Below are 26,532 nucleotides of genomic sequence, written 5' to 3' on the forward strand. Positions count from 1 at the left end.
CAAATTAAACCACCCCAAAGAAAGACCGAATACATAGAAGCAGGGTCAGCGGTGCATCGACAAATCACTTGCAGGGGAAGGCAGTTCATACATACCCCCCGAAAATCGGACAGTGACGGAAGCTACGATCTGACGTCTGCTGGTCTCCGGGAGTGACGGATAGTGTCCGCTATGGATAGTGGACACTCCGGGGCAGATTTTGGTTCGCAGAACGAAGCGACTTTGGACGGATGAGGAGAAGCGATCGATCTGCTTTCAGACGACTGCGCCGGGTGTGTCGGTTGCCCAAGTTGCTCGACGCTACGCTGTCAACGCGAACATGGTTTTCAAGTGGCTGTGCGATCCACGCTATGAGCCTTCCAATGAGGTGAGCCCGGCCAACGCTTACACCTCTCTGCCGGTCGAGATTATCGATCATCACCAGAACACAATCATGCCGCCGGTGTCCGAGCCTGTGCCATCGGCTGCCCAGTCTGGAGGCATATCATACCGCGCTTCTTCGCAATGCGGGCTATCAGACCCACATCAGGGCACTGACATGACGCCTTCAGTGTGGCTCTGATGATGTGTCCGCCTCCCCGGTCGGCATTGGTGTGCCAAGGTGGGTCTGTAAGGATCAACAAAGCCTTCGGCCGTTTGTATGCAGTCTATCGTCTTGTTATCATATCACACTAGGGAGGAGGTTCTTTTGTATCCCGGAGTCGTTTCCGGGAAGCCCGGATCAAGTTGGGGAAAAAGTGGCGTCGCCTTTGCCCAGTCCAGAAAATAGGTGGCCAGACCCCGGTCGATGTGAAGTCGCAGGCCATCGCCGTGTCGGCAAATGGCGCAGGTCACTCCGGCAAAGGAGAGGGCCGCGCAGGGGCTTTGGATCTTCGGATCGACAGCACTTCCCCGGGCAAAAAGCTCCATGTGACGGGGGCCGTCGATGCAGATCACTGCAAGAGCGCCCGACATCGGCGAAAGAGCAAACCCATCCTGCCAGCCTTGCCCGGCATGGGGCAAATCCCGCCCGGCGATCAGGATGCGGTTCCGCGCCAGACGCAAGGTATAGCTTTCACCATCTGCCAACCCCAGCAATCCCGCTGCTTCCCGAACACCAAAATGTCCGAGGGCTGCGGCGATATCGCCACTCGCCATGATCTGCGGCACGGTGGGCAGTAAGGTCACAGCGATGCCGTCACCGCGCAACGTTGTGCCAACCGGATGAGGGGGCGACCAGAACGGCGCGCGATCAAGCATGAAGACGGTCTCCGTCCGGATCAAAGGTGCAGGGGTGCGTGATACGGGCCATGCGTGTTTTCCCAAGGTGCTGAAGCATGATGATCTCGCCATGCCGCTCTGCGCCCCGCTTGATCAGCGCAAGTGCAACCGGACTTTCAGTCGAAACAGCCGGATAGCTGGAGGTGATATACCCGATGGAGTGCAGCGCCGGACCGTTTTGGTCGATGCCATGCGCGCCGACCGGCAGGGGCCCGGCACCATCGGCGGGCTGAAGCCCGACCAGACAGTTCCGGTCCGGCCGCTGCGCTTCGTCTTGCAGCAAAGACCGTTTACCAAGGAACTCGGCTTTCTTGTTCCTGAGCGGGCCGATGACGCCAAGATCCATCGGCCGGGTCATGCCATCACTGTCCTTGCCAATCACAATGAACCCCTTCTCGGCGCGCAGGATCATAACGGCCTCGATGCCGATAGGCCCACCGCCAGCTGCACGGGCGGCGTCTCGCAGTGCGTCCCACAGATCTGCGGCCAGATCCTGCCGGATCGAGATTTCATAAGAACGATCGCCTGTGAAGCTGACCCGCGTCAGGCGCAGGGGAATGCCACCCCAGGCTCCCCAGCGGGTTGTCATATGCGGGAAGGATAGATCGTCCAGCACGGCATCGACACCTGCCGCCTTTATGACATCGACCGCCAGCGGGCCACTGACGGCAATGGTCGCGGTTTCGGCCGTTGCGTTGTGGATATGAATGCGTTTGTCTGGAAAGCGGTCCTGCCGCCATTCCTCCAGCAGTGCATGAACGCCCGGCACATGCGAAGAGGAGCAGGAGACGATGAACCGGTTGTCATCCAACCGCACCAGAACACCGTCATCATAGACGATTCCGTTCTCGCTCAGGATAAACCCATAGCGGCAGCCGCCTGCTTTCAGGGTCGACACCGTATTGTAATAGATGAAATCCAGAAACCCGGCGGCATCCGGGCCGATGACTTCGATCTTGCCAAGCGGAGAGGCATCGTAAAGACCAACGGTCCTCCGCGCCATTCCCGCTTCTGCAACAATCGCGGCATCGTTCTGCCCGTAATGAGCCGGTCGCAGCCAGCCGCCGTATTCGCCAAAGATGGCACCCTCGGCGCGGTGCTGCACTTCCAGCGCCAGCCTGCGCACCGGGTTCATCAATTCGGCCCCGCGGGGGCCGCCAAAGCTGGTGATCGGAACCGGCACAAACGGGGGGCGGTAGGTCGTGGTGCCAACCTCGGGGATCGTGCGCCCGGTGATCTGCCCCATAAGTGCCAAGCCGTTCAGGTTTGATGTCTTGCCCTGATCGGTGGCCATCCCAAGTGTGGTGTACCGCTTCAGATGCTCGACCGAAATAAAATTTTCCCGGGCGGCAAGGCCGATGTCTTTGGTGGTCACGTCATGCTGATAGTCGACCCAGATGCGGCCTTTCTGGCCGGGGTCTGGCCAGGCGGGGGTGATCGCATAAGGTACGCCTGCGGTGATCGGAACGATTGCCTGCAGCTTCAGCGCCACAGGCAACGCGTGGAAGGCTTCGGCCAGCGCGAACTGGCCTGCTGCCCCGCCAACGACTGTCACACCCTCCACCGAGCTGCCGGGCACGAAGGCAAGCATCGCGTCGTCCCAACGCAGCTTGCCCTTTGCCTGCGCATAAAGGTGGATCGTCGGAGTGAACCCGCCGGACACCAGCACGCAATCTGCATCGATCCGCGTGCCATCGTCCAGAACGACGCCCGCCACTTCCCTGCGTCCCAAAGCGCCCTCTATGCGCCGCCCGGCGTGCAGGGCTATACCCGGTAACGGTTCCGCCTCGGCGCGCAGAGTGACGAGGGTCACCTTGGCCCCCGCAGCCGCCATGGCCTGCGCAACTTCGGCCCCGGTATTGTTGTTGGTCGCCACCACGATCCTCTGACCAGGCAGGACCGCGTAGCGGCGCAGATAGGTAAGCCCCGCCTGAGCCGACATGATCCCCGGCAGATCGTTCTTCGCGAAGGGCAACGGACGGTCGATGGCACCGGTGGCAAGCACACTCTGGTCAGGGCGCACACGCCAAAGCGTGTCGGGGCGACCACAGACGTGTTTCTGGTTGAGCCCAATCAAGCCGTGGTCATAGATGCCAAACGCCGTCGTGCGCGAAAGGATCTGCACACCGAGGTCGCGCAGCCGTTCGCTGGCCTGAGCCAGCCAGCCGGCAGCGGTCAGGTCGTCAATAACCGCCGTGCGATGCAGCAGGCTGCCACCGATGCGGCTGCCCTCATCCACCAGCAGAACCGACTGCCCGGCCTCGGCCAGCATAATGGCCGCGGCAATGCCGACCGGGCCGGCGCCGACCACGACTACATCGCAGAAATGATTGATCTGATCGCCAATGGGCCCGGATTTGGTGGTGTCCAGACGCCCAAGGCCTGCCATTTCGCGAATGCGCGGCTCGAACAGGTGCCAGTTCGGCCACATGAACGTCTTGTAGTAGAAGGCCGAGGGGATAAAGCGTGAGAAGGCGTCGATGAACCCCATCCGGTCGCCTGTCGCTGTCGGACTGGTGTTGGTGGATTGCAGCCTCAGGCCGTTTGCTGCGGCCTCGGTCGTGACGCGCTGGTTGACCCGGAACTGGTCGCCATCCGTGACATCAGCGTAGATGTTCGGCTCCTCAACCCCGGCACCGAACAGCCCGCGCGCCCGGCGATATTTGAAGCTGCGACCGAGCACTCGCTCCCCTGACGCCAACAGCGCCGAGGCAAGTGTGTCGCCATCGAACCCGTGAATCTCTCTGCCATCGAAGGAAAAGCGCAGCGGTCGTGATCTGTCGATCTCGCCCCCATGAGGCAGGCGGCGGGCGGTCATGGAGTCACCTTGGGTGGCAGGATCGGCTGGCCGGGTCCGGCGGCCATTGTCACCGTATTGCGGTCCATCACGAACAATTCGCCACAGGTCATGTGCAGCCACACCTCCTGAGTGTCGCCCTTGGGGTTGTTTCGGAAATGCAGGTATTCGGCCCAGACCGGGGCCGCGACCGTGGCAAAGCCTTCGGGTCGTTCGTTTCCGGCATCGCCGCCGAAGTGGAACTCATATTCCGGGCGGGAGCCGCAGAAAGGGCAGGAGAAAGTTTGCATATGTGCCTCAATGCGCGATGCCGGAGCCTGCGGCCTCGTCGATCAGACGGCCGCGTGCAAAGCGATCCAGATCGAAGGGGCGCGAAATGTCGTGATGCTGGCCCGTGGCCAGCAGATGCGCGAGCAAGGTGCCGCCCGCTGGTATGGCCTTGAACCCGCCTGTGCCCCAGCCGCAGTTCAGGAACAGGCCGGGGAGGGGGCTTTCACCGATGATGGGCGAGCTGTCGGGCACCACATCCACGATGCCGGCCCATTGCCGCATCAACTTCAGCTGCCGGAAGGCTGGGAACATCTCCAGAAGGCCGGAAAGCACCGTTTCCAGCACCGGCAGATTGCCACGCTGGCCATAGGATGGCATGCGGTCCAGACCGCCGCCGATGACGATTTCGCCCTTGTCCGACTGGCTGGCATAGGTTCCCGTGCCGGGTGACACGACGACAGTATTCAGAACCGGCTTTACCGGCTCTGACACGCAGGCCTGCAGGGCATAAGACAGGATTGGCAGGCGAAACCCCGCCTTCGCTGCCATGACCGAGGAATGCCCCGCGACCGCCAGCCCCACCCGGTCCGCACGTATGTCACCCCGATTGGTCCGGATACCCCGACACCGCCCGCCTTCGACAATGAAATCCGTGACCTCGCATTGCTGGATGATATCGACGCCAAGCTTCGACGCCGCACGCGCATACCCCCAGGCCACGGCATCATGGCGGGCCGTTCCGGCACGGCCCTGCCAGATACCGCCAAGCGCCGGATAGCGTGACCGTTGCCCGAAGTTATAGATTGGCAACACGCGGCGAACATCTTCAGGGCCGTAGAGTTCCGCATCGGTGCCGTTGATCTGCATTGCGTTGACCACACGCGCCGACATTTCCATCTCGGCGGGGGTATGCGCAAGACTGATCATGCCGCGCTGTGACAGCATGATGTTGTAGTTCAGCTCGCGCGAGAGGGTCTCGTACAGTTTCAAAGACAGATCGTAGAGCCGGACGCTTTCGGGGAAAAAGTAGTTTGAACGCACGATTGTCGTGTTGCGACCCGTGTTCCCACCGCCAAGCCAACCCTTTTCAATCACGGCGATATTTCGGATGCCGTGGTTTTTGGCCAGATAATAGGCCGTAGCAAGCCCATGCCCGCCGCCACCGACGACGACAATATCATAACGCGATTTCGGCTCGGGAGAGGTCCAGGCCTTGGCCCAGCCCTTTTGGCCATTGAAACCTTCTTTCAGCAAGGAAAGGGCGGAGTACGTCGTTGTCATGGAGGGCTTTGCATTAGGATGGGCGTTGGTTTGGATATGCACCCCCGCGTGTCCGCGGGGGCGGGATCAGTTCAGGCGCGGATGGCGAGGCCTGCAGGATCATAAGGCGAGGCTGCGATGACCTTGGCGGGCACCTCCTCCCCCACGATGTGCAGGCTGACCCTGGTCTCCGCCTCGGCAACGCTGCGGTCGATCATCGCAAGGGCAAGGCTTTTGCCAACCGTATGGCCGAACCCGCCCGAGGTGACGAAACCGACCAATGCCCCCTCGTGCCACACCGGCTCATATCCGGTGGCGTCAGCATTGGTGGCCTCTACTTCCAGCGTTACGATAACCTTTTTCGAGGGGGCGGCGCGTTCGGCCAATGCCGATTCGCGACCGATGAAGTCGCCCTTGTCCCATGCGATGAAGCGGTCCATGCCGGTTTCGCCCGGTGTGTAGCCTTGTGTGAACTCACGCGACCAAATGCCGAAGCTTTTCTCCAACCTCAGCGACAAGACCGCGTTGAAGCCAGTCTCGCGCAGACCAAGCTCCGCCCCGGCCTCCAGCAGCAGCTTGCGCAAAGTCGCGTGCTCAAGCGCCCCACAGTTGATCTCATACCCCAACTCGCCCGTTACCGACATGCGCGCAACCTTGGCGCGGATCAGTCCGATATCTACCGTCTGGCAGGCAAGGAACGGCATTGCCGCATGCGACAGATCCTGATGCGTCAGCTTTTGCAGAATGGCCCGGGCATTGGGGCCGAAGACCGCGAAACCGCTGACAGCATCGGAAATATCGCGGACGGAGACGCCATTCTCCGCATGATCCTCAAACCAACGCATGTGCCATTGCCTCAGGTAGTAGGACCCCATGATCCAGAACAGGCCATCGCCCCAGTTCAGAATCGTGAGGTCGCCCTTCAGCTTGCCAGACTCGCCCAGCATTGGCGCAAGGGCCGCACGGCCCGGCTTGGGCAGCCTGCCAGCAAAGATCCGGTCCAGCCATGCGGCGGCACCCGCGCCCGAAACTTCGTAGCGCGAGAAAGCGGTGATATCCAGCAGGCCGGCACTTTCACGTGCGGCGCGACATTCCTCACCGATCAGATCAAAAGCATTGGAGCGGCGCAGCGAGGGTTCTTCCTCAAACCCGTCGGGTGCAAAGTACAACGGCTGCTCCAGCCCCCATCCTTGACCCCAGCGGCAGCCGGCGGCCGTCATGCCCTCGAACGCGCCGGGGGTTTTCAGGACGCGGCCAGCAGGAAGCTGTTCGTTCGGATAGCTCATCACGAAACGGCGGGAATAGAACTGGCCAGTGGTTTGCCGAATGAATTCACGGTTTGACATGAAGTCGCCGTAGCGGGCGATATCCATACCGAAGATATCGGCCTCCGGCTCACCGTGGATCATCCATTCCGCCAACGACTTGCCCACGCCGCCGCCCTGGAGGAAGCCCGCCATCACGCCGCAAGCAACCCAATAGTTGCGCACACCGCGCACCGGGCCGACCAGCGGGTTGCCATCGGGTGAAAAGGTAAAGGCGCCATTCACCCAGCGCTTGACCCCGGCAGTTTCCAGGCAGGGGAAGCGCTGGAAGCCCATGCCAAGCTCGGCTGCGATCCGGTCGGTATCTTCCTGGATAAGCTCGATGCCGAAATCCCAGGGCGCACCATCCATGTTCCAGTGTTTGAATTCGCGCTCGTAAATTCCCATCAGCAGGCCCTTTTGTTCCTGCCGGGTGTAGGTGAACCCTTCCAGATCGACGATCAGCGGGATTTCCCGGCCCAACTCGACCAGTTCGGGGATTGAGTCCGTGACCAGATAGTGATGCTCCATCGGTGTCACGGGAAGGTCGATCCCCGCCATGCGCCCGACCTGTTTCGCCCAGAGACCCCCGGCGTTCACCACATGCTCCGCGATGATGGTGCCTTTGTCTGTGACGACATCCCACGATCCGTCCGCCCGCTGGTGCAGATCTTCGACCTTGGTGTGTTCGACAATATCGGCACCCCAGTTCTTTGCGGCACGGGCATAGGCATGGACCACTGCCGAAGGGTCTATATGCCCCTCACGGTCGCTCCACAGGCCACCAAGGATACCTTCGGTGTTGAGGATCGGGCAGCGGCGTTTGATTTCCTCTGGGCCAATGAGTTCCACATCATTGATCCCGAGCGACTGGAAGGTGCGGTATGACGATTGCAGCCATTCCCAACGGGCCGGGGCCGAGGCGACCGAAATGCCGCCCGTCATGTGCATGCCGATGTTGATGCCAGCCTCCGCGCCGACCTCGGTCAGAAGATCAATGGTGTAGGATTGAAGCGCCGCGATGTTCGGATCGGCATTCAACGCATGAAAACCGCCCGCAGCGTGCCAGCTGGAGCCGGCCGTCAGCACGTCGCGTTCCAGAATGGCAATATCCGTCCAGCCGAATTTGGCCAGATGATAGGCGACTGAGGCGCCGACCACGCCACCGCCGATGATCACCACGCGATACTGATTCTTCATGATGGCACTCCTGTTTCAGGAATCAATCACACAAGAGTACATATATGTCTAGTAAGAGCGCGCGACTTTCACGCGAAATATGTCACAACGCTTCTGGCGCTGGGGGATCGACCTCGCCGGATCAACGGCAGATCGCATAGGGAAACCTTAAGGAACTATCAGATGTCTGATGGTTTTTCGCAGGTCTCTCTGCGAAGGGCTCACCCAATCGCGTTTCCCATCATGCCCAATCGTTTTGCTTTATTGACACAAGTAAGTTCACTTATGTACTTGATGCATGATCAGCCGCCCCCGATTTGCATCTGGCCGCGCCCATCAGACAAGGCGAAGGGCCTTAGATCCTTCCCCAACGGAGCCACCGCATGACCCGATATTGCCTCACCGTCAGCTGCACCAGCCGCCGCGGCATTGTTGCCGCCATTGCAACCTACCTTGCCGACAACGGCTGCAACATTGTTGACAGCTCGCAGTTCGACGACAGTCAGACCGGGCATTTCTTCATGCGGGTCAGCTTCCTCTCCGAAGACGGCAGATCGCTGGCCGATTTGGCCAAAGGTTTCGCCGCGACCGCCACCACCTTCGGCATGGCCTCCCAATTCCATGATGAATCCGTCAAGATGAAGGTGATCTTGATGGTCAGCCGCTTCGGGCATTGTTTGAACGATCTGCTGTACCGTTGCCGTATCGGTGCGCTGCCGGTCAATATCGTGGCCGTCATCTCGAACCACATGGATTATCAGAAGGTTGTCGTGAACCACGATATCCCGTTCCATTGCATCAAGGTTACGAGGGAAAACAAACCGGAAGCAGAAGCCGCGCAGATGAGGATTGTGCGCGAGACCGGGGCCGATCTCATCGTGCTCGCCCGCTATATGCAGGTGCTGTCCGAAGAAATGTGCGCGGAAATGTCGGGGCGGATCATCAACATCCATCATTCCTTCTTGCCGTCATTCAAGGGCGCCAATCCCTACAAGCAGGCTTACGAGCGTGGCGTGAAGCTGATCGGTGCCACCGCCCATTATGTAACGGCCGACCTCGACGAAGGCCCGATCATCGAACAGGATACGGTTCGCGTCACCCATGCGCAAAGCGCAGACGATTACGTGTCGCTGGGTCGCGATGTGGAGGCCTCGGTGTTGTCCCGGGCGATCCATGCGCATGCGCATCACCGCGTTTTCCTCAACGGCAAGAAGACGATCGTTTTTGCCGCTTCGCCAGGCTCTCACTCGTCCGAAAGCATGGGATGACGTAAAGCGATACCTGCATCAGGCCCGCAGTCGGAATCGTGACCCTGCAACGGGCCCGACAGCGGAACTCAGACAGCAAATCCTTGACAAAGACAGAACTGTACATAATCTCGGGCAAATAATTCTCAATACGGAGTCAGACATGCAGGGCAGCCATCGTCAGAAATCCGAGGAGCTCATGGCACGAAGCCTGGTCTGGGATGCCCATTCCGGCTTCATGCCGCATCCGAAGGCGGACCTTAATAACCTCAGCATATGGCGGGATGCAGGAGTCAACTATCTGTCGATCGACGTCGGCTTTGACGTGCTGAAGTGGGAGGATTGCATCCGCACCATCGCCGCCTTCCGCAAGTGGATTGCTGACCATTCGGATGAGTACATTATTGTCCATAATGTGCATGACATTCACCAGGCACATCGCGACGGCAAGCTCGCCATCACCTTCGATCTGGAAGGCGCCAACGTGCTTGATGGCCGGGTAGAGATGGTCGAACTGTATCACAGCCTCGGCTGCCGTCAGATGCTGCTTGCCTATAACCGCAACAACCTTGCCGCCGGTGGCTGCCATGATGAGGACAGCGGCCTGACCTATTTCGGGCGCGAGGTGGTGGATGAGCTGAACCGTCTTGGCATGTTCGTCGACCTGACGCATTGCGGCCTGAAGACCACGATGGATATTCTGGAACATACGACGCGTCCCGTGATCTATTCACACTCCAACCCCCGCGCCCTCTGGGATCATGAGCGCAACATAGCGGATGAGCAGATCAAGGCTTGCGCCGAAACCGGCGGGCTGATCTCGGTTGTGGGGATCGGGCGCTTCATGGGGAATGACACGTCTTCGGCACGGCTTGCCGACGGGATCTGCCATATCGCCGATCTGGTCGGGACAGATCATGTCGGCATCGGCCTTGACTATGCCTTCAAGGTTGATGTCCCCGAAGCGCATGACATTCTGGCGCGGCACCCCGAATACTGGCCGCTGTCGCAAGGCTACGGTGGAGCCCCGTCAACCTATGTCGCACCCGGACAACTGGTCGAAGTGACCGAGGCACTGTTGACCCGCGGCATGTCCGAACGGGATGTGACGGGCATTCTTGGCGGCAACTTCCTGCGCCTTGCAGCCGAAATCTGGCGCTGAACCTTAACCCGCAAAGCGAAGCACCGTACATGACCAGCGATCACAACCCGGAAGATTTCGTCACCCATTCCGCGCATTGGGGTGTGTTCACCGCCGGGTGGCGGAATGGTCAGCTGGAAGTGCGGCCGCATCCCGGCGATCCCGATCCGAACCGGATCATAGAGAACGCAACGACGGGTCTGCGCCACACGGCGCGCATCGAGCGGCCAACGGTGCGCAAGGGCTGGCTCGACAATGGCCCCGGCCCGTCCTCGCGGCGCGGGAAGGAGCCTTTTGTGCCCGTCAGCTGGGAGGTTGCAACCGCCCTGGTCGCCGAAGAGGTGGGCCGCATCCGCGACACGCGCGGGCCGGGGGCGATTTTCGGAGGGTCTTACGGATGGGCCAGCGCGGGGCGGTTTCATCATGCGCAAAGCCAGGTTCACCGCTTTCTGAACATCACGGCCGGCGGTTATGTGCGGTCGGTCAACAGTTACAGCGCAGGCGCATCGACGGTGATCCTGCCGCATGTGCTGGCCGACATTCATACCATCGTGATGGACAGTATCTCGTGGCAGCAGATCGCGGACCATACCGAGGTTGTGCTCGCCTTCGGTGGCATGGCGCTGAAGAACAGTGCCGTCGCGGGCGGCGGGATCAGCCGCCATGTGGAGCGTGGTGCGATGCAGGCCGCCCAGGCGCGCGGTTGCCGCTTTCACCTGATCAGCCCGATCCGCGATGACCTGCCGGTCGAAGCCGGTGCCGCATGGCTGCCGATACGCCCCAATACCGACTGCGCACTGATGTTGGGCCTGATGGCCGAAATCGTTGCCAGCGGCAACCATGACCGCGCGTTTCTGGACCGCTTCACGGTCGGCTGGGACAAGTTCGAGGCCTATCTGACCGGCGTCAGAGATGGCGTTGCCAAAGATGCCGATTGGGCGGCGGCCCGCACCGGCGTTCCGGCGGATGTGATCCGGCGTCTCGCAGGCAGCTTGCCGGGCAAGCGTGTGGTGGTTGGCGTAGCGCATTCGCTGCAACGGGCCGATCATGGCGAGCAGCCGGTCTGGATGGGCATCGTGCTGGCGGCGATGCTGGGCCAGATCGGTCTGCCGGGCGGCGGATATTGCGATGCAGTCGGCTCACTGGGGTATTATGGGCGGCAGCGCAATGCGGTGCGCCTGCCCACACTTCCGCAGGGTGAGAACGGCGTCCGGGATTTCATTCCGGTGGCGCGGATTTCGGACATGCTGCTGAACCCCGGCGGTGCCTATCGCTACAACGGTCAGACCCGGCAGTATCCCGATATCCGGCTGGCGTTCTGGGCGGGTGGCAACCCGTTCCATCACCATCAGGATCTAAACCGCCTGCGCCGCGCCTTTGGCCAGTTGGATACCTTCATCGTCAACGACTATGCATGGACAGGAACGGCGCGGCATGCCGACATCGTTCTGCCCTGCACCATGTCTCTGGAGCGCGAGGATATCGGCGCAAGCTCGCACGATCCGCTGCTGGTGGCGATGAAGCCGGTGATCGGGCCGTATGGCGAGGCGCGTGACGACTACCGGATTTTCGCGGATATTTCCGAAATGATGGGCTTCGGGGACGCCTTCACCGAAGGCCGCACGGCGCGGGAGTGGCTGGAGCATCTGTATGATGTGACCCGCACCGACCTCGCGGCAAAGGGGCTTCCGACCCCGGAGTTTGCCGATTTCTGGCGCATGGGCACGCTTGATCTGCCGCAAAAGGATGATGATGGCGGCACAATTTCGGCCTTTCGCGCCAACCCCGGTACGGCACCACTGAAGACGCCAAGTGGCAAGGTCGAGATTTTTTCGAAAACCATCGCGGCGTTTGATGAGGCTGATTGCCTTGGCCACCCCGCATGGTTCGCGCCGGACCTAGGGCAAGGCCCCGATACGCCGCTGATCCTGATCGCCAACCAGCCGGCGCGGCGTCTGCACAGTCAGCTGGATTATGGCCGCTACAGCGCCGAAGGCAAGATCAACGGGCGCGAGGTTGCGACCATGCACCCCGATGATGCTGCCGCGCGTGGCGTTGCCGAGGGCGATATGATCCGTCTGCACAATGCGCGCGGTGCCTGTCTGGCTGCGGTCACGCTGTCGGACGGCATCATTCCCGGAGCGATCCGTTTGCCGACAGGGGCGTGGTTTGACCCAGATGATATCGAGGCGGACACCGCGACCTGCATGCATGGCAACCCGAATGTCCTGACGCGGGATGTCGGCACATCCTCGCTGGCCCAGGGCTGCACCGGGCAATTGACCAGTGTGCAGGTGGAACGTCACGACGTTCCGGTGCCGCCCATACGGGCCTATAACCCGCCGGAGACAACCTCTGGCTAGCGCTTACGTGCGGTTTTTGGTGGTCGCCATCGGTGAGACCGCCGCAAGGCGCGTGACTTCAGAGCAGGACTGCTCCGGCCCCCGAAGGGACTATGATTCCAAGGACTGGAGCCACCCGAAAAACGCGGTCTGTTGGCGTCCGCCATATGGAAAACCGTCAGATTGCACAATTTTTAAGCTGTCCCCCAGCCCTACCTCATCTTGACACGCCAAAACAAAGGACAGGAATGTACTTACTTCGGTTAAATTTCACCGCAGCAGATAATAAATTTGACATGAAAATATTGTGTACATTAATGTCCTTTTAAGCAAACAGATTGTAACAGGGACGGCACAGATGAAAACACTGTTAGGCGCGCTGCTTATCTCGGCCGCGATGGGTAATCCGGTTCTCGCGGAAACAATTCGCTGGGCGCGGATGGCTGACGCACTGTCCCTTGATCCCCATGCTACCAATCAGGGCATTACCGCAGGCTTCCTGCACCATGTTTACGAGACATTGGTGGACACGGACGCCGAGGGCAATCTTGTGCCCCGTCTTGCCACCGAATGGATGGTCAAGGACACAAGCCCGGACACATGGGTCTTCAAACTGCGCCCCGACGTGACCTTCCACGATGGCGCGGCTTTCACAGCCGAAGATGTGGTGTTCTCGATCAACCGGGCACGGTCAGAGGGATCTCTGATGCGCAGCCTGCATGGCGCTGTGGTCGATGTCGTGGCGGTGGATGATCTGACGGTTGAGGTCAAGATGGCCGCTCCGTCGCCGATTTATCCGCGCAACCTGACCAACACCTTCATGATGGATCTGACCTGGGCCGAGGCAAACAATGTCGTCAAGGTACAGGATTTCACCGCCGGTGAAGACAATTACGCCGTGCGCAATACCAACGGCACCGGCCCCTATGTTCTGACGTCGCGTGAGCCTGAAGTACGCTCCATGCTGACGCTGAACGAAAAACACTGGGCCGAAACCAGTCCCGGGATCACCGATATCGAATATCTGACCATCGCCGATCCGGCCACGCGGACGGCGGCGCTGCTGTCGGGAGAGGTTGATCTGATCCTCGACATGCCGGTGCAGGATATCGAGCGTATCTCGGCGGCGGACGGCGTGAAGGTCGTGACCGGGCCGGAAAACCGGGTGATCTATTTCAGCTACCGCATCGGGCAGTACCTGCACAACGAAGGTGCGGGAGAAATGTCGCCCTTCACCGACCTGAAGGTGCGCGAAGCCGTTGACCTCGCGGTTGACCGTGATGCGATCAGACAGATCATCATGCGTGGCCAGTCCATCCCGACCGACGTGGTGGCGCCGCCTTTCGTGAACGGCTGGACCGAAGAAATCGCGACCTATTCGAAACCCGATGTGGAACGCGCCAAGGCACTGCTGGCCGAGGCGGGCTATCCTGACGGATTCAGCATCACGCTGGACACGCCGAACAACCGCTATGTGAACGACGAAGCGATCAGCCAGGCCGTTGTCGGCATGCTGGCCCGTGTGGGCATCCGCGTGAGCCTGCAATCGCGCCCGATGGCGCAGCATTCGCAGTATTTTCAATCGGGTGAGAGCGATTTCTTCCTGATGGGATGGGGCGTGCCGACCTTCGATTCCGCCTATACGTTCAGCGGCTTGATGCACACACGCACCGACACGGCCGGTCTTTACAACCCGGTCGGCTACTCCAACCCCGAGCTCGACGCGATGATCGACGGCATCGAAACCGAGATGGACATTGAAAAGCGCAACGCGATGATCGCCGAAGCCTGGGCAATCATCGAGGTCGATCGCCCGGTGCTGGCGATCCACACGCAGTCGCTGGCTTACGGCATGCGCGAGAACGTGAATGTCGCGATCCATCCGGGCGACATGCCGCGGATGTATCAGGCCACGATCGACTGATCCAATCAAGGCCGCGTTGCGCCAGGGTTTCAACGCGGCCACCGTCGATCTTTTTCGGGGAAAGCAGCCATGCTCATTTTTGTACTGCGAAGGCTGATCCAGTCGGTTTTCGTCATGCTCGCGGTATCTCTGCTGGCCTTCGTGCTGTTCCAGTTCGCCGGCGATCCTATCGAGGCGATGGTGGGGCAGGATGCCACCATGGCCGACCGCGCGGCGCTGCGCGACCGGCTTGGGCTGGATGATCCGGTGGTGTTCCAGTTCGCCCGTTTCATCGGCAACGCGGTGCAGGGCGAGTTCGGCCTGTCCTACCGCCTGCAACAGCCCGTTCTGGGTCTGATCATGCAGCGTTTGCCCGCCACGGTCGAGCTTGCGGTGACATCGACCATCATCGCACTGGTGCTGGGCACGGCGCTGGGGGTGCTGACGGCACTGAAAAACCGCTCGTGGATCACTGGCATCATCATGGCCGTGTCACTTGTGGGCATCTCGCTGCCGACCTTCCTGATCGGGATCGGGCTGATTTATGTCTTCGCGGTGGAACTGCACTGGTTGCCATCATTCGGGCGCGGGCAGGTGGTCGAGCTTGGCGGCTGGTCCACCGGGTTTCTGACCTCTTCTGGCCTGCGGTCGCTGATCCTGCCATCCTTCACACTTGCGCTGTTCCAGACCGCACTGCTCATGCGCCTGATCCGGGCCGAAATGCTGGAGGTGTTGCGGCAGGATTACATCCGCTTTGCCCGCGCCCGCGGCCTGTCAGAGCGAGTGATCAACTTCCGCCATGCGTTGAAAAACACGCTGGTGCCGGTGATCACCGTGGCGGGTCTGATGCTGGGGTCGATCATCGCATTTTCGGTGGTGACGGAAAGCGTGTTCCAGTGGCCCGGCGTCGGATCGCTGTTCATCGCCTCGGTGCAGGCGGTCGATGTGCCGGTGATGTCGGTCTACCTGATGTTCATCGCGCTGCTGTTCGTGACGATCAACTTCGTGGTCGATATCCTTTATTTCATCGTTGACCCCCGGCTTCGCGCTGACAGTCAGAAAAGGGCCTGATGATGGCGCTGATATCCCCCCCTGAGAAAACCACATCCTCCCGCCGGTTTCGGGATTCTGACCTGTGGTACTCCTTCCGCCGTTCACCCACGGCGCTGATTGCGGCGGCCATGATCGTGCTGATCGTCGGTGCCGCCCTGCTGGCACCGCTGATTGCACCGCATGACCCGTTCGACCTGGCCACGGTCAACCTGATGGATGCGCAGACACCGCCGATGTCGGTCTCGTTGATGGGCAATTACTTTGCGCTTGGTAGTGATATTCAGGGGCGTGACGTGCTGTCGACCATCCTTTACGGCAGCCGGACGTCGCTGTTCGTCGCCGTGATGGCCACCGGATTTGCGCTGATCGTCGGGCTGACGCTGGGGATCGTTGCGGGCTATTTCGGCGGGGCTTGGGACAGCGCAATCATGCGGATCGTCGATGTGCAGCTCTCCTTCCCGGCGATCCTGATTGCGCTGCTGGTCTTTGGCGTGACGCGCGGTTTCCTTCCTGCCGCAACACAGGATGCGGCGGCGGTCTGGGTGCTGATCTTCAGCATCGGCCTGTCGAACTGGGCGCAATTCGCACGGACCGTGCGCGGCGCCACGCTGGTGGAGCGGCAGAAGGACTATGTCAGCGCCGCCCATATGATGGGGACCGGGCGGTTTCGCATCCTGTTCGGGCATATCCTGCCGAACGTGATCAGCCCGGTGATGGTGATCGCAACCCTTGGCCTTGCCGTCGCCGTGATCGAGGAGGCGACGCTGTCCTACCTCGGCGTCGGGGTGCCGCCCACGCAGGCCTCGCTCGGAACGCTGATCCGTATCGGGCAGCAGTTCCTGTTCTCTGGTGAGTGGTGGATCCTGTTCTTCCCCGCGCTTGTCCTTGTTTTGCTGACGCTGTCGGTCAACCTGCTTGGCGACTGGCTGCGCGACGCCCTGAACCCGAGGCTCAAATGACCGCCACTTCTGACGCATTGGTTTCGGTTCGCAATCTGACGGTGGATTTTCCCGGTCGTCACGGGAATTTCCGGGCGCTGGATGACGTGTCTTTCGACATCATGCCCGGAGAAATTCTGGGCGTGGTCGGGGAATCCGGTGCCGGGAAGTCCATGGCGGGCTCGGCTATCATCGGGTTGCTGGCCTCGCCGGGGCGGATCACCTCGGGTGAAATCTGGTTTCAGGGCCAGCGGATCGATAACCTGCCGCCCGAGGCGATGAACCTCATTCGCGGCAAGCGGATCGGGATGGTGTTTCAGGATCCGCTGACCAGCCTGAACCCGCTGTTCACCATCGGGGATCAGTTAATCGAGACGATCTGCCGCCATCTGCCGCTTGACCGGGTCAAAGCGCGGCTCCGGGCAATTGCCTTGCTGGAGGAAGCGGGAATTGAGAATGCGGCGGGCCGGCTTGCGGCCTATCCGCACCAGTTTTCCGGCGGCATGCGGCAGCGGGTGGTGATCGCCCTCGCGCTGGCTGCCGAACCTGCGCTGATTATCGCAGACGAGCCGACCTCGGCGCTGGATGTCTCGGTTCAGGCACAGATTCTGACGGTGCTGAAGGAGCTTTGCCCCAAGCGCGGTGCCTCAGTGATGATGATCACACATGACATGGGGGCCATCGCCGAAACCGCGCAGCGCATGATCGTGATGAACAAGGGTCACCTCGTCGAGGCTGGCCCCGTATCCGAGGTGATGTGGAAGCCGAAGGAAGACTATACCGCGCGGCTGATCGGGGCGATTCCCTCGATCCGCGACAAGACCCGCGACCGACCGGAGCCTCCGGTGGCCGAGCCGTTGGTGCGGGTCGAAGGTCTGTGCCGCAGCTTTGATCTGACCGGATCGTTGCTTGAGCGCGTGCTCAGCCGTGACCGCAAGGTCAATAAGGCGGTGCAGGATGTTTCGTTCCAGATCAAGCGGGGCGGCACTTTCGGGCTGGTCGGCGAATCTGGGTCCGGCAAATCCACCTGCGCGCGGATGATCGTCAATCTGATCCGTCCCACCTCTGGCCGGATAATGATCGACGGTAAGGACGTCTGGGAGAAGGGTCAGCCGCGCCGCAAGGGCGCGACGCAAATGATTTTCCAGGACCCTTACGCCAGCCTCAACCCGCGCTGGCGCATTGGCACCATCATTGCTGAACCCCTCGCAGCGCTGTCGCAGAACAGCAGCGAGATTGAGGATCGCGTGGCCGAATTGCTGCGACAGGTCCGCCTCGACCCGGCCGCGATACGCAAATTCCCGCATGAGTTCTCGGGCGGTCAGCGGCAACGGATCGCCATTGCCCGCGCACTGGCCAGCCAGCCCGAGTTCATCGTCTGCGACGAGCCAACCTCGGCACTGGATGTGTCAGTGCAGGCGCAGGTGCTGGAGTTGATGGCGCAGTTGCAGGATGAATTTGGCCTGACCTATCTGTTGATCAGCCATGATTTGGCCGTGGTCCGCAAAATGTGCGACCATGTCGGCGTGATGAGCAAAGGCCGCATGGTCGAACAGGGGCAAGTGGATGCGATTTTTGACGCGCCCCAAGCCGCCTATACCCGCATGTTGCTGGAAGCCGTGCCGGATGTGGCCAGGTTCCGGCCCGCGGCCTGACGCCAGATGAAGATGACCCGGCTTGCCCCCATTGCTGCGTTCCTCGGCGCATTGGACGACGTGCTTCTGAGAAGGGGCGACTATGAAGGGCGCCATATCGCTCAAAAGGTGCTGGGTGCTTTCCAGAACCATGTCGGCGAGGCATCGGCCACGCCCGGCAAAACCGATCTGTCCGCGCTGTCATACCTGCCGCCGGGACTGGCCACGGCGCGGGCCAACGCCGACCTTTGTGCTGTGGCCGATGCCATCGCGGCACTTGCCCCACAACTGCACTGGCGGCAGAGTAAAAGCACCGACGACACCGCGAGCGCCGGCTTTCTTGAGGGTCATGTGAATACCCTGGTCCTCGGTGCCGCCGGTTTGGAAATCCAGCATCGCTTTGCCATCGGCCTCAGCCTCGTGGCACCGCAGGTCGCCTACCCGATGCACAGCCACCCGCCGGAAGAGCTGTATCTGTTGCTGTCCCCCGGCGATTTTCGCCATGATGGCGATGGCTGGCTTGCACTTGGTACCGGAGAGACATTCTATAACACTCCCGGCATCTTGCACAGCATGCGGGCGGGGCAAATGCCGCTTGTGGCGATTTGGCTGATGGGTGACACTGCATGAAACCCCGCAATCTGCCACAGACCGGAGCCGTCATGGATCAAAATCAGGTGGACCACGCCCGCACGACCGATCCATCAGGTCTGGCCCCTGACGCGCAGGCGCCCCGCACCACGCGTGAAGACTGGCTAAGGTTGGCGCTGGAGTATCTGGTGGATGACGGGATCGACCGGGTGAAGATCCAGATCATCGCCAGCCGTCTTGGGGTATCGCGTTCAGGTTTCTACTGGTTTTTCAAAAGCAGTCAGGATCTGCATGATCAGATGCTGGAGTACTGGCTGCACCGCAATACGGGCCCGATCATCGAACGGGCGATGCGACCCTGTGCGACGATCAGCCTTGGCATCCTGGCGGTGTTTGAATGCTGGGTTGACGGCACACTGTTCGACTCGCGACTCGATATTGCCGTGCGGCTATGGGGGCGGCGGTCCAAGAAAGTCAGCGCCATTGTCGCCCATGCCGACCACCAGCGGCTTGAGGCGCTGAGCCACATGTTTCTGCGCCATGGCTATGCCGAGGAAGATGCCAAGATCCGGGCGCGAGTGCTGTATTTTACGCAGATCGGCCATTTCACTCTGGATTTCCCCGAGGATATGAAAACCCGGATAAGCCACGTACCGACCTATATCCATGCGTTCTGCGGGCGCGATGCGACGCATGAGGAGTTTGAGATGTTCAAGGCCTTCGCACGCAAACACCACGCCGAGGTTTGATAACGGGCAAGGCTTGCCGGGTGTTCGGCCCGGGCCGATACTGTCGGCAGAAGGCGGCGCTGCCATGACCGCATCTTCGCTGAAAAGCGCCACCACCTTCAGCCTATCATCGGGAAAACGCCACTTTTCTTGACAACCCCATACACAAAACTGCTGTCGATCGACGCGATGCCCCCAATCGGATGCAGGTGCTTTCGCACGAAGGTTTCGTAATCAGACAGGTCAGCAACGATGACCTTAAGCAGGTAATCTGAAACGCCCGTCATCATGTAGCACTCAAGCACGGCGTCGATCTTGCTCATCGCCTGTTCAAACTGTTTGACGTTGGCTTCCGTATGCCGGTCAAGACTGACACGGACGAAAACGGTAACTGGCAGACCATACATGTCAGAATCTATTTCAACGCCATAGCCTTTGATGACACCGCTCTGCTCAAGCAGCCTGATCCGACGCAGGCAGGGTGTCGGAGACAGATTAACCGCTGCGGCGAGGTCTTGATTTGTCATCCGTCCGTTGCGTTGAAGGGTGCGGATAATCTGGCGATCCTTCTCATCTATTTTCTGATTTTTTGACATTTTATGCTAATACACCCAACATTCCTAGCATACATAGCAATTTCAGGCCGCACTTTCCAATCTATTCTGCTCTGACACGACAGGAGCAGCAGATGCGTAACAGTCCCCCAAGCTTTTCAACCCTGGCCATCCACCACGGTTATGATCCGATGGCGAATGAGGGCGCGTTGACACCGCCTCTGCATCTGACCTCGACCTACGCGTTCGAGACTGCCGAAGCCGGCGGTGAGATGTTTGCGGGCGAACGTGCGGGCCATATCTATTCGCGCATCTCGAACCCGACCTGCGATCTGCTGGAACGGCGGATTGCTATGCTGGAAGGTGCGGAAGCCGGTCTTGCGCTTGCGTCAGGCATGGGCGCGATCACAGCCGCGATGTGGACGCTGCTTGCCCCCGGGGATGAGGTTATTCTGGACAAGACCCTGTATGGCTGCACCTTTTCTTTCATGCGCCACGGGCTGGCCAAATTCGGGGTGATCGTCACCCATGCCGATCTGACCGATCCGGACGCCCTGAGTGCGGCCATAAGCGCCAGAACCAAGGTGGTGTATTTTGAGACGCCCGCCAATCCCAACATGCGTTTGGTGGATGTTCGCGCGATCTCTGACATCGCGCACCATCACGGGGCGTTTGTAGTGGTGGATAACACCTATGCCACGCCCTACCTGACCCGGCCGATCACGCACGGTGCCGACATCGTTGTTCATTCGGCGACCAAATATCTTGGCGGGCATGGCGATCTTGTGGCGGGGCTGCTTGTGGGGTCCGCCGAACTGGTCAGTCAGATCCGCCTGTTCGGGATGAAGGATATGACGGGGGCGGTAATGGCCCCATTTAACGCGATGCTGATCCTGCGTGGCCTCAAAACGCTTGAACTGCGCATGGATCGTCACTGCAAAAGCGCCATGACCGTCGCTGCATTTCTGGAGCAGTCATACGCGGTGGAGAAGGTCTGGTATCCCGGTCTCGCCAGTTTTGAACAGCACGCGATGGCCAAACGACAGATGTCGCAGTTCGGCGGCATGATCGCATTCGAACTGGCAGGCGGCATGGATGCAGGGCGTGCCATGATGAACAAGCTGCAACTTGTGACCCGCGCGGTATCGCTTGGGGATGCTGAAACGCTGATCCAGCACCCTGCCAGTATGACCCATTCGACCTATACCCCGGAAGAACGTGCAGCCCATGGCATCAGCGAGGGGCTGGTGCGGCTGTCCATCGGTCTTGAAGGCATTGAAGATGTCATCGCAGATCTGGCACAGGCGCTGCCGGTGCCTCCTGTCCGCAACGCTGCCTAAGGAGGACACTATGTCAGAGCATCTGAAGTCCGTTGAACAGCGGCTGCTTTGGTTGTCCCATTGGATGATCCACAACGCAAATCATATCAGACCAAAGGCTGACGGGATCAAAGTCGGCGGCCACCAAGCATCGTCAGCCTCGATGGTATCGATCATGGCAGCGCTGTATTTCGAAACCCTGCGCCCCGAAGACCGGGTTGCAGTGAAGCCGCATGCGGCACCAATTTTCCATGCAATCCAATATCTTATGGGAAACCAGACCCGCCGGAATATGGAAAACTTTCGTGGATATAGTGGCGCGCAAAGCTATCCGTCGCGCACCAAGGACGTGGATGATGTGGATTTCTCAACAGGTTCGGTGGGCCTTGGGGCAGGGATAACCGCCTTTGCATCCATCGTGCAGGACTACATTCAGGCCAAATCCTGGGGCGGCAATCAACCGCAGGGCCGGATGATCGCGCTGGTCGGCGACGCCGAGCTTGACGAGGGCAATGTCTACGAGGCCCTGCAGGAAGGCTGGAAAAATGGCCTGCGAAACTGCTGGTGGATCATTGATTACAACCGCCAGTCTTTGGACGGCGTGGTTCGTGAAGGGTTGTTCAGGCGGATCGAGCAGATATTTGACGCCTTCGGCTGGGATATTGTCCGTGTCAAACATGGCCGGCTGCAACGCGCAGCCTTTCAGGAACCGGGCGGCGATAAGCTTCGCCAGTGGATCGACGCGTGCCCGAACCAGCTTTATTCTGCCCTGACGTTTATGGGGGGCGCTGTGTGGCGACAGCGTCTGATGGATGCGTTGGGCGATCAGGGTGATGTCACCGCATTGATTTCCCGGCGCAATGACGCTGAACTGGCGGCCCTGATGGAAAACCTCGGCGGCAATTGTGTGCATACGATGGCCGAAACCTTTGCGGCCATCGACCATGATCGCCCGGTCTGCTTTCTGGCTTACACCATAAAGGGATGGGGCACGCCGATTGCTGGCCATAAGGACAACCACGGCGGTCTGATGAACAAGACCCAGATGGCGGACTGGCAAAAATTTATGCGCGTGCCCGTCGGTGAGGAATGGGACAGGCTCTCGACCATCGTCGACACTGCCGGATTTGAGGCTTATCTCGCCCGCACGCCATTTTTCGCCAAAGGCCCACGGCGGTTCAGGGATGACGTGATCCCGGTGCCCCGGATCGCTCTGGCCTCGGATCGGGAAATCTCAACCCAGATGGCCTTTGGTAAAATTCTGGATGATCTGTCAAAGGGCGACAGCCTGCTGGCCGCGCGTATCGTCACGACATCACCTGATGTCACCGGCACGACCAGCCTTGGGCCGTGGGTCAACCGGCGCAAACTGTTTGCGCGGTCGCATCAGGCCGATACCTTCAAAGAGGAAAATATCCCCTCGACCGCAAAATGGGAATTCGCGCCAGAGGGTCAGCATATCGAACTCGGCATTGCGGAAATGAACCTGTTCCTGCTGTTGGCAGCAGCCGGGCTTTCGCATTCAGTGTTTGGCAAGCGGCTGATCCCGATCGGCACTGTCTATGATCCGTTTGTGTCGCGCGGTCTCGATGCCCTGAACTACGCCTGCTATCAGGATGCGCGTTTCATTATTGTCGGCACGCCGTCCGGCGTTACGCTTGCACCCGAGGGCGGCGCGCATCAATCCATCAGCTCACCGCTGATCGGGATGTCGCAAGATGGTCTGGCGGCATTTGAGCCTGCCTTTGTGGATGAGCTGGCCGTCATCATGGAATGGGCCTTCGCCTATATGCAAAAAGACGGTGAAGGCGACCCCGATGAGCGTACCTGGCTGCGGGATGAAACCGGGGGTTCAGTCTATTTGCGCCTGACCACGAACCCGATTGAACAGCCAGGACGGCGTGCCGACGACGCCTTTCGTCAAGGCGCGATAGACGGCGCATACTGGCTGCGCAAGCCAGGTCCAAACTGCGAGGTTGTCATTGCCTATCAAGGGGCTGTTGCGCCCGAAGCAATCAAGGCCGCCGGCCTCATAGCACAAGGCAGGCGCGATATCGGCGTTCTGGCCATCACCTCGGCAGATCGGCTCAACGCTGGCTGGACCGCGGCCCAACGCGCACGCTCGAACGGGATTGTGGGCGCGCAGTCGCATATCGAGGCCTTGCTCGCCCCTCTGCCGCGCAATTGCGTGCTGGTGACGGTAATTGATGGCCATCCCGCTACGTTGTCATGGCTCGGGGGCGTTCAAGGCCACAAGACCATTTCACACGGAGTCGAGCATTTCGGCCAGACCGGCACCATTGCCGATCTCTACCGGCATTTCGCTATTGATGCCAAAGCCCTGGTTCAATCGGCGAGTGAGTTGACACTCGGCCGGAAATGCTCTGCTCCATGAAACTGGGCAAGCACCTGTGCCTTCGTTTCTGAGGGGACGTCTGCGCGCTTTGAGGCGCCGAACCTCGTCATCATCCTCCGCCCTCCCGGTGCAGCCGGTTTTTAATTGGCCGCGATCATCGGCTTTCCGTGCTGGACTTCAACATCATGTCGGCCACGTTTTGCGCGATCATCATCGTCGGCGCATTCGTATTTCCCGCAATGATTGTCGGCATGATGGAGGCGTCAACGACCCGCAGGCCATTCACCCCCCGCACGCGAGCCTGCGGATCGACAACAGAGGCCGCGTCCTGACCCATGCGGCACGTGCCGACCGGGTGGTAGATGGACTCGGCCCGGGCCCTGATATCCGCCGTCAGGTCTGTGTCCGTTGTCAGGGCCTCGCCCGGCGCGAGCTCGGTCTTGAGGAGGTTGGCCAGGGCAGGTGCGGCCAAAACGCGACGGGCGATCCGCAGGCCCTTCAGCAGGACGGCGATGTCGTCAGGATGGGTCAGATAGTTCGCCTCGATCACCGCGTGGGCGAGTGGATCGTTGCTGTTCAACCGGATGCGGCCACGACTTTTCGGAAAGAGGTCGCAGACATGAAGGGTCACACCATACCCCCAGGTGATCTGCCTGCCGTGGTCCCGCAGCAAGGCCGGCAGGAAGTGGAATTGCAGGTTCGGGCGAACCTGCGACGGATCGGATTTTACGAACCCCCCGGCCTCGGCCACATTCGATGTCAACTCGCCCGTCTGGCTGGTCACGAAGTGCCAGGCGGCCTTGACCGCACGGGGAAGAAAGCTGGGGGCCATTCCCATTGGTTCGCGTCCCCGGGTAGATGACATGACCGTGATATCGAGGTGATCCGTCAGGTTCTCACCAACCTCCACCGCAGGGTGCAACAGCGGAATACCGTGACGCGCCAGCTCTGCCGCCGGGCCGATGCCTGACAGCATCAGGATCTGCGGTGAGTTGATGGCACCGCCCGACAGGATCACTTCACCCCCCGCATTCAACTGCAGCACGCGACCCTGTATCTGCACCCCGGCAGCGCGTCGTTCCTTAAAAATCACGCGTTCAACCTGTGCCCCGGTTTCGATCATCAGGTTGGGGCGATCCCGCGCCGGGCCGAGAAACGCGCGGGCCGCGCTGAAGCGTCTGCCGTCCCGCTGTGTGACCTGATAGATGCCGACTCCGTCCTGGCACTCGCCATTGAAATCGGGGTTCTCGGGAAAATGACACTCGACTCCGGCCTGTACAAAAGCGCGGCTCATGGGGTTCACGTGCCGCAAATTGCTGACCGACAGCGGGCCGGTCGTATTGTGGTGCGCATCCGACAGGGCCGTGTTGCCTTCCATTCGCAGAAACAGGGCGCGCACGCGGTCCCAACTCCACGCCGGACCGGCGGCAGCCGCCCAGCCGTCGTAGTCTGCAGGATGGCCGCGGGCATAGATCATGGCGTTGACCGAACTGGATCCGCCAAGTGTCCTGCCGCGCGGCCAATAGAGGCGCCGGCCATTCAGCGCAGCCTGTGGTGCTGTCTCATAGCCCCAGTTCAGCTTTTTGTTGTGGGCAAGCAACGCCAGTCCCAAGGGCAGGTGGATCAACGGGTTCCGGTCGCGCGTGCCTGCTTCGACAAGGCAGACCCGCGTGCCGGGGTCCGCTGACAGCCTGTTGGCGAGGACGCAACCGGCCGAACCGGCACCGACGATGATATAGTCGAACATATCTACCCCAGAATACCTTTGAAAAGGCCGATCAGTCGCTTCACCCGCGGCGTGTACGGCGGGAAAATCATCGGCAGCGGCGAATAGCGATTGATCATCACGGCGCGTTCATGGCTGAAGGTACGAAACCCGGCATGTCCATGCGCCGCGCCGATGCCAGAGGTATTCACGCCCCCGAACGGCAGCCCCGTATGCGTGAACTGGGCCATCGTCAGATTGACACCCACGCTGCCAGAGCTTGTGGCCGCGATGATCGCATTGATCCGCGCCCGCGATGTGTCAAATACATACAGCGCGAGAGGTTTTGTGCGGGCGTTGATCTGATGCGTCACTGCGTCGATGTCGTCATAAACGATGACTGGCAGGATGGGACCAAAGATCTCGTCGTGATCAATGTCCATCTCCGGCGTGATCGCCTCGATCAGCGTCGGGGACATATTGCAATCGTGCACCGCGCCCCCCAGCGTCACCCGGGCCCCCTTTGCAAGGGCATCGCGCAGCAGTCCTGACAGTCGCCGGGCCTGACGATCATTCACGATCCGAGCCAGGTCCGGGCTGGCAGCTCCGTCGCCGTAGGCCCTGCGGATACGTTCGCGCAGGGCTGCCAGAAACGCGTCCTTGACCGAGGCGTGAACAAAGACATGGTCCGGTGCGATGCAGGTCTGGCCGGCATTGGCAAACTTGCCGAATGCAATCCAGGCCGCTGCCTGCCGGATGTCTGCATCCGGCCCGACAATTGTGGGCGACTTGCCACCCAGTTCCAGCGTAACCGACGCCAGCGTCTTTGCCGCCGCGGCCATGACGATCCTCCCGACCGCAGGGCTGCCGGTGAAGAAGATGTGGTCGAATGGCAAAGCCAGCAGCGCCGTCGATGCCGCGACGCCGCCTTCGATGACGGTCACAAGTAAT

The 26,532-nt window shown here is 60.5% G+C and carries 20 protein-coding genes; 12 read left to right on the forward strand and 8 right to left on the reverse strand.

The annotated features are described in order from the left end of the window. Positions 1-178: 178 nt before the first annotated feature. Positions 179-562 (forward strand): transposase, encoded by a 384-nt coding sequence (locus J2X53_RS20205; protein ID WP_349039302.1) that lies wholly within the window; start codon positions 179-181, stop codon positions 560-562. Positions 563-666: 104 nt separating this feature from the next. Here J2X53_RS20205 and J2X53_RS20210 read toward each other — a convergent pair whose 3' ends face one another. From J2X53_RS20210 to J2X53_RS20230, 5 genes are all read right to left on the reverse strand, one after another. Further along, on the reverse strand, positions 667-1,239 hold the full coding sequence (locus J2X53_RS20210) for a hypothetical protein (RefSeq protein ID WP_349039303.1): 573 nt from the start codon (positions 1,237-1,239) through the stop codon (positions 667-669). Further along, a complete protein-coding gene (locus tag J2X53_RS20215) occupies positions 1,232-4,078 on the reverse strand; it encodes an FAD-dependent oxidoreductase (RefSeq protein WP_349039304.1) in 2,847 nt (948 codons plus the stop codon). Before J2X53_RS20215 ends, J2X53_RS20210 begins: the two co-directional genes overlap by 8 nt. Then, positions 4,075-4,347 (reverse strand): sarcosine oxidase subunit delta, encoded by a 273-nt coding sequence (locus J2X53_RS20220; RefSeq protein ID WP_349039305.1) that lies wholly within the window; start codon positions 4,345-4,347, stop codon positions 4,075-4,077. Before J2X53_RS20220 ends, J2X53_RS20215 begins: the two co-directional genes overlap by 4 nt. Before the next feature lie 7 nt (positions 4,348-4,354). Continuing rightward, positions 4,355-5,608 carry a sarcosine oxidase subunit beta family protein gene (locus J2X53_RS20225; protein ID WP_349039306.1) on the reverse strand — a complete coding sequence of 418 codons (1,254 nt, stop codon included), beginning with the start codon at positions 5,606-5,608 and terminating at the stop codon, positions 4,355-4,357. Positions 5,609-5,679: 71 nt separating this feature from the next. Then, on the reverse strand, positions 5,680-8,091 hold the full coding sequence (locus J2X53_RS20230) for an FAD-dependent oxidoreductase (RefSeq protein ID WP_349039307.1): 2,412 nt from the start codon (positions 8,089-8,091) through the stop codon (positions 5,680-5,682). Between the two features lie 362 nt (positions 8,092-8,453). Between J2X53_RS20230 and purU the strand changes: the two genes are divergently transcribed. From purU to J2X53_RS20275, 9 genes are all read left to right on the forward strand, one after another. Further along, on the forward strand, positions 8,454-9,338 hold the full coding sequence (gene purU, locus J2X53_RS20235) for a formyltetrahydrofolate deformylase (protein ID WP_349039308.1): 885 nt from the start codon (positions 8,454-8,456) through the stop codon (positions 9,336-9,338). 142 nt (positions 9,339-9,480) lie between these two features. Then, positions 9,481-10,479 carry a membrane dipeptidase gene (locus J2X53_RS20240; protein ID WP_349039309.1) on the forward strand — a complete coding sequence of 333 codons (999 nt, stop codon included), beginning with the start codon at positions 9,481-9,483 and terminating at the stop codon, positions 10,477-10,479. A gap of 29 nt (positions 10,480-10,508) precedes the next feature. Then, on the forward strand, positions 10,509-12,821 hold the full coding sequence (locus J2X53_RS20245; RefSeq protein ID WP_349039310.1) for a molybdopterin-dependent oxidoreductase: 2,313 nt from the start codon (positions 10,509-10,511) through the stop codon (positions 12,819-12,821). Positions 12,822-13,158: 337 nt separating this feature from the next. After that, positions 13,159-14,724 carry an ABC transporter substrate-binding protein gene (locus tag J2X53_RS20250; protein ID WP_349039311.1) on the forward strand — a complete coding sequence of 522 codons (1,566 nt, stop codon included), beginning with the start codon at positions 13,159-13,161 and terminating at the stop codon, positions 14,722-14,724. Positions 14,725-14,793: 69 nt separating this feature from the next. Then, a complete protein-coding gene (locus J2X53_RS20255; protein WP_349039312.1) occupies positions 14,794-15,774 on the forward strand; it encodes an ABC transporter permease in 981 nt (326 codons plus the stop codon). A 2-nt stretch (positions 15,775-15,776) separates the two neighbouring features. Further along, on the forward strand, positions 15,777-16,715 hold the full coding sequence (locus J2X53_RS20260; protein WP_349039313.1) for an ABC transporter permease: 939 nt from the start codon (positions 15,777-15,779) through the stop codon (positions 16,713-16,715). After that, positions 16,712-18,349, forward strand: a complete 1,638-nt coding sequence (locus J2X53_RS20265) for an ABC transporter ATP-binding protein (protein ID WP_349039314.1) — start codon at positions 16,712-16,714, stop codon at positions 18,347-18,349. Before J2X53_RS20260 ends, J2X53_RS20265 begins: the two co-directional genes overlap by 4 nt. Before the next feature lie 12 nt (positions 18,350-18,361). After that, positions 18,362-18,958: a dimethylsulfonioproprionate lyase family protein gene (locus tag J2X53_RS20270; RefSeq protein WP_349039315.1), complete on the forward strand. Its 597-nt coding sequence runs from the start codon at positions 18,362-18,364 to the stop codon at positions 18,956-18,958. A 32-nt stretch (positions 18,959-18,990) separates the two neighbouring features. Further along, positions 18,991-19,668: a TetR/AcrR family transcriptional regulator gene (locus tag J2X53_RS20275; protein ID WP_349039316.1), complete on the forward strand. Its 678-nt coding sequence runs from the start codon at positions 18,991-18,993 to the stop codon at positions 19,666-19,668. Positions 19,669-19,766: 98 nt separating this feature from the next. Here the strand turns inward: J2X53_RS20275 and J2X53_RS20280 are convergent, their stop codons facing one another. Then, positions 19,767-20,243, reverse strand: coding sequence for an Lrp/AsnC family transcriptional regulator (locus J2X53_RS20280; protein ID WP_349039317.1), 477 nt, complete (start codon positions 20,241-20,243; stop codon positions 19,767-19,769). A 92-nt stretch (positions 20,244-20,335) separates the two neighbouring features. On the opposite strand from J2X53_RS20280, the gene J2X53_RS20285 reads away from it, so the two are divergent. Both J2X53_RS20285 and J2X53_RS20290 read left to right on the forward strand, forming a co-directional pair. After that, complete coding sequence (locus J2X53_RS20285; RefSeq protein WP_349039318.1) at positions 20,336-21,541, forward strand: methionine gamma-lyase; 1,206 nt, start codon at positions 20,336-20,338, stop codon at positions 21,539-21,541. A gap of 10 nt (positions 21,542-21,551) precedes the next feature. Continuing rightward, positions 21,552-23,915 (forward strand): transketolase, encoded by a 2,364-nt coding sequence (locus J2X53_RS20290; RefSeq protein ID WP_349039358.1) that lies wholly within the window; start codon positions 21,552-21,554, stop codon positions 23,913-23,915. Positions 23,916-24,030: 115 nt separating this feature from the next. On the opposite strand, the gene J2X53_RS20295 is transcribed toward J2X53_RS20290, so the two are convergent. Together J2X53_RS20295 and J2X53_RS20300 are read right to left on the reverse strand one after the other, a co-directional pair. Continuing rightward, positions 24,031-25,623: a GMC family oxidoreductase N-terminal domain-containing protein gene (locus J2X53_RS20295; protein ID WP_349039319.1), complete on the reverse strand. Its 1,593-nt coding sequence runs from the start codon at positions 25,621-25,623 to the stop codon at positions 24,031-24,033. Positions 25,624-25,625: 2 nt separating this feature from the next. Further along, complete coding sequence (locus J2X53_RS20300; RefSeq protein ID WP_349039320.1) at positions 25,626-26,525, reverse strand: aldehyde dehydrogenase family protein; 900 nt, start codon at positions 26,523-26,525, stop codon at positions 25,626-25,628. Between the last annotated feature and the right edge of the window lie 7 nt (positions 26,526-26,532).

This window comes from Pseudotabrizicola sp. 4114, from assembly GCF_031457365.1.
In the GTDB taxonomy this organism is placed as follows: domain Bacteria; phylum Pseudomonadota; class Alphaproteobacteria; order Rhodobacterales; family Rhodobacteraceae; genus Pseudotabrizicola.

Excerpts from the sequence above, each read along its gene's own strand:
- J2X53_RS20245 (WP_349039310.1), top strand. The coding sequence starts at position 10,509 with ATGACCAGCGATCACAACCCGGAAGATTTCGTCACCCATTCCGCGCAT.
- J2X53_RS20255 (WP_349039312.1), top strand. The coding sequence starts at position 14,794 with ATGCTCATTTTTGTACTGCGAAGGCTGATCCAGTCGGTTTTCGTCATG.
- J2X53_RS20210 (WP_349039303.1), bottom strand. The coding sequence starts at position 1,239 with ATGCTTGATCGCGCGCCGTTCTGGTCGCCCCCTCATCCGGTTGGCACA.
- J2X53_RS20265 (WP_349039314.1), top strand. The coding sequence starts at position 16,712 with ATGACCGCCACTTCTGACGCATTGGTTTCGGTTCGCAATCTGACGGTG.
- J2X53_RS20295 (WP_349039319.1), bottom strand. The coding sequence starts at position 25,623 with ATGTTCGACTATATCATCGTCGGTGCCGGTTCGGCCGGTTGCGTCCTC.
- J2X53_RS20230 (WP_349039307.1), bottom strand. The coding sequence starts at position 8,091 with ATGAAGAATCAGTATCGCGTGGTGATCATCGGCGGTGGCGTGGTCGGC.
- J2X53_RS20250 (WP_349039311.1), top strand. The coding sequence starts at position 13,159 with ATGAAAACACTGTTAGGCGCGCTGCTTATCTCGGCCGCGATGGGTAAT.
- J2X53_RS20240 (WP_349039309.1), top strand. The coding sequence starts at position 9,481 with ATGCAGGGCAGCCATCGTCAGAAATCCGAGGAGCTCATGGCACGAAGC.
- J2X53_RS20275 (WP_349039316.1), top strand. The coding sequence starts at position 18,991 with ATGGATCAAAATCAGGTGGACCACGCCCGCACGACCGATCCATCAGGT.
- J2X53_RS20280 (WP_349039317.1), bottom strand. The coding sequence starts at position 20,243 with ATGTCAAAAAATCAGAAAATAGATGAGAAGGATCGCCAGATTATCCGC.
- J2X53_RS20285 (WP_349039318.1), top strand. The coding sequence starts at position 20,336 with ATGCGTAACAGTCCCCCAAGCTTTTCAACCCTGGCCATCCACCACGGT.
- J2X53_RS20290 (WP_349039358.1), top strand. The coding sequence starts at position 21,552 with ATGTCAGAGCATCTGAAGTCCGTTGAACAGCGGCTGCTTTGGTTGTCC.
- J2X53_RS20215 (WP_349039304.1), bottom strand. The coding sequence starts at position 4,078 with ATGACCGCCCGCCGCCTGCCTCATGGGGGCGAGATCGACAGATCACGA.
- J2X53_RS20260 (WP_349039313.1), top strand. The coding sequence starts at position 15,777 with ATGGCGCTGATATCCCCCCCTGAGAAAACCACATCCTCCCGCCGGTTT.
- J2X53_RS20270 (WP_349039315.1), top strand. The coding sequence starts at position 18,362 with ATGACCCGGCTTGCCCCCATTGCTGCGTTCCTCGGCGCATTGGACGAC.
- purU (WP_349039308.1), top strand. The coding sequence starts at position 8,454 with ATGACCCGATATTGCCTCACCGTCAGCTGCACCAGCCGCCGCGGCATT.
- J2X53_RS20225 (WP_349039306.1), bottom strand. The coding sequence starts at position 5,608 with ATGACAACGACGTACTCCGCCCTTTCCTTGCTGAAAGAAGGTTTCAAT.
- J2X53_RS20220 (WP_349039305.1), bottom strand. The coding sequence starts at position 4,347 with ATGCAAACTTTCTCCTGCCCTTTCTGCGGCTCCCGCCCGGAATATGAG.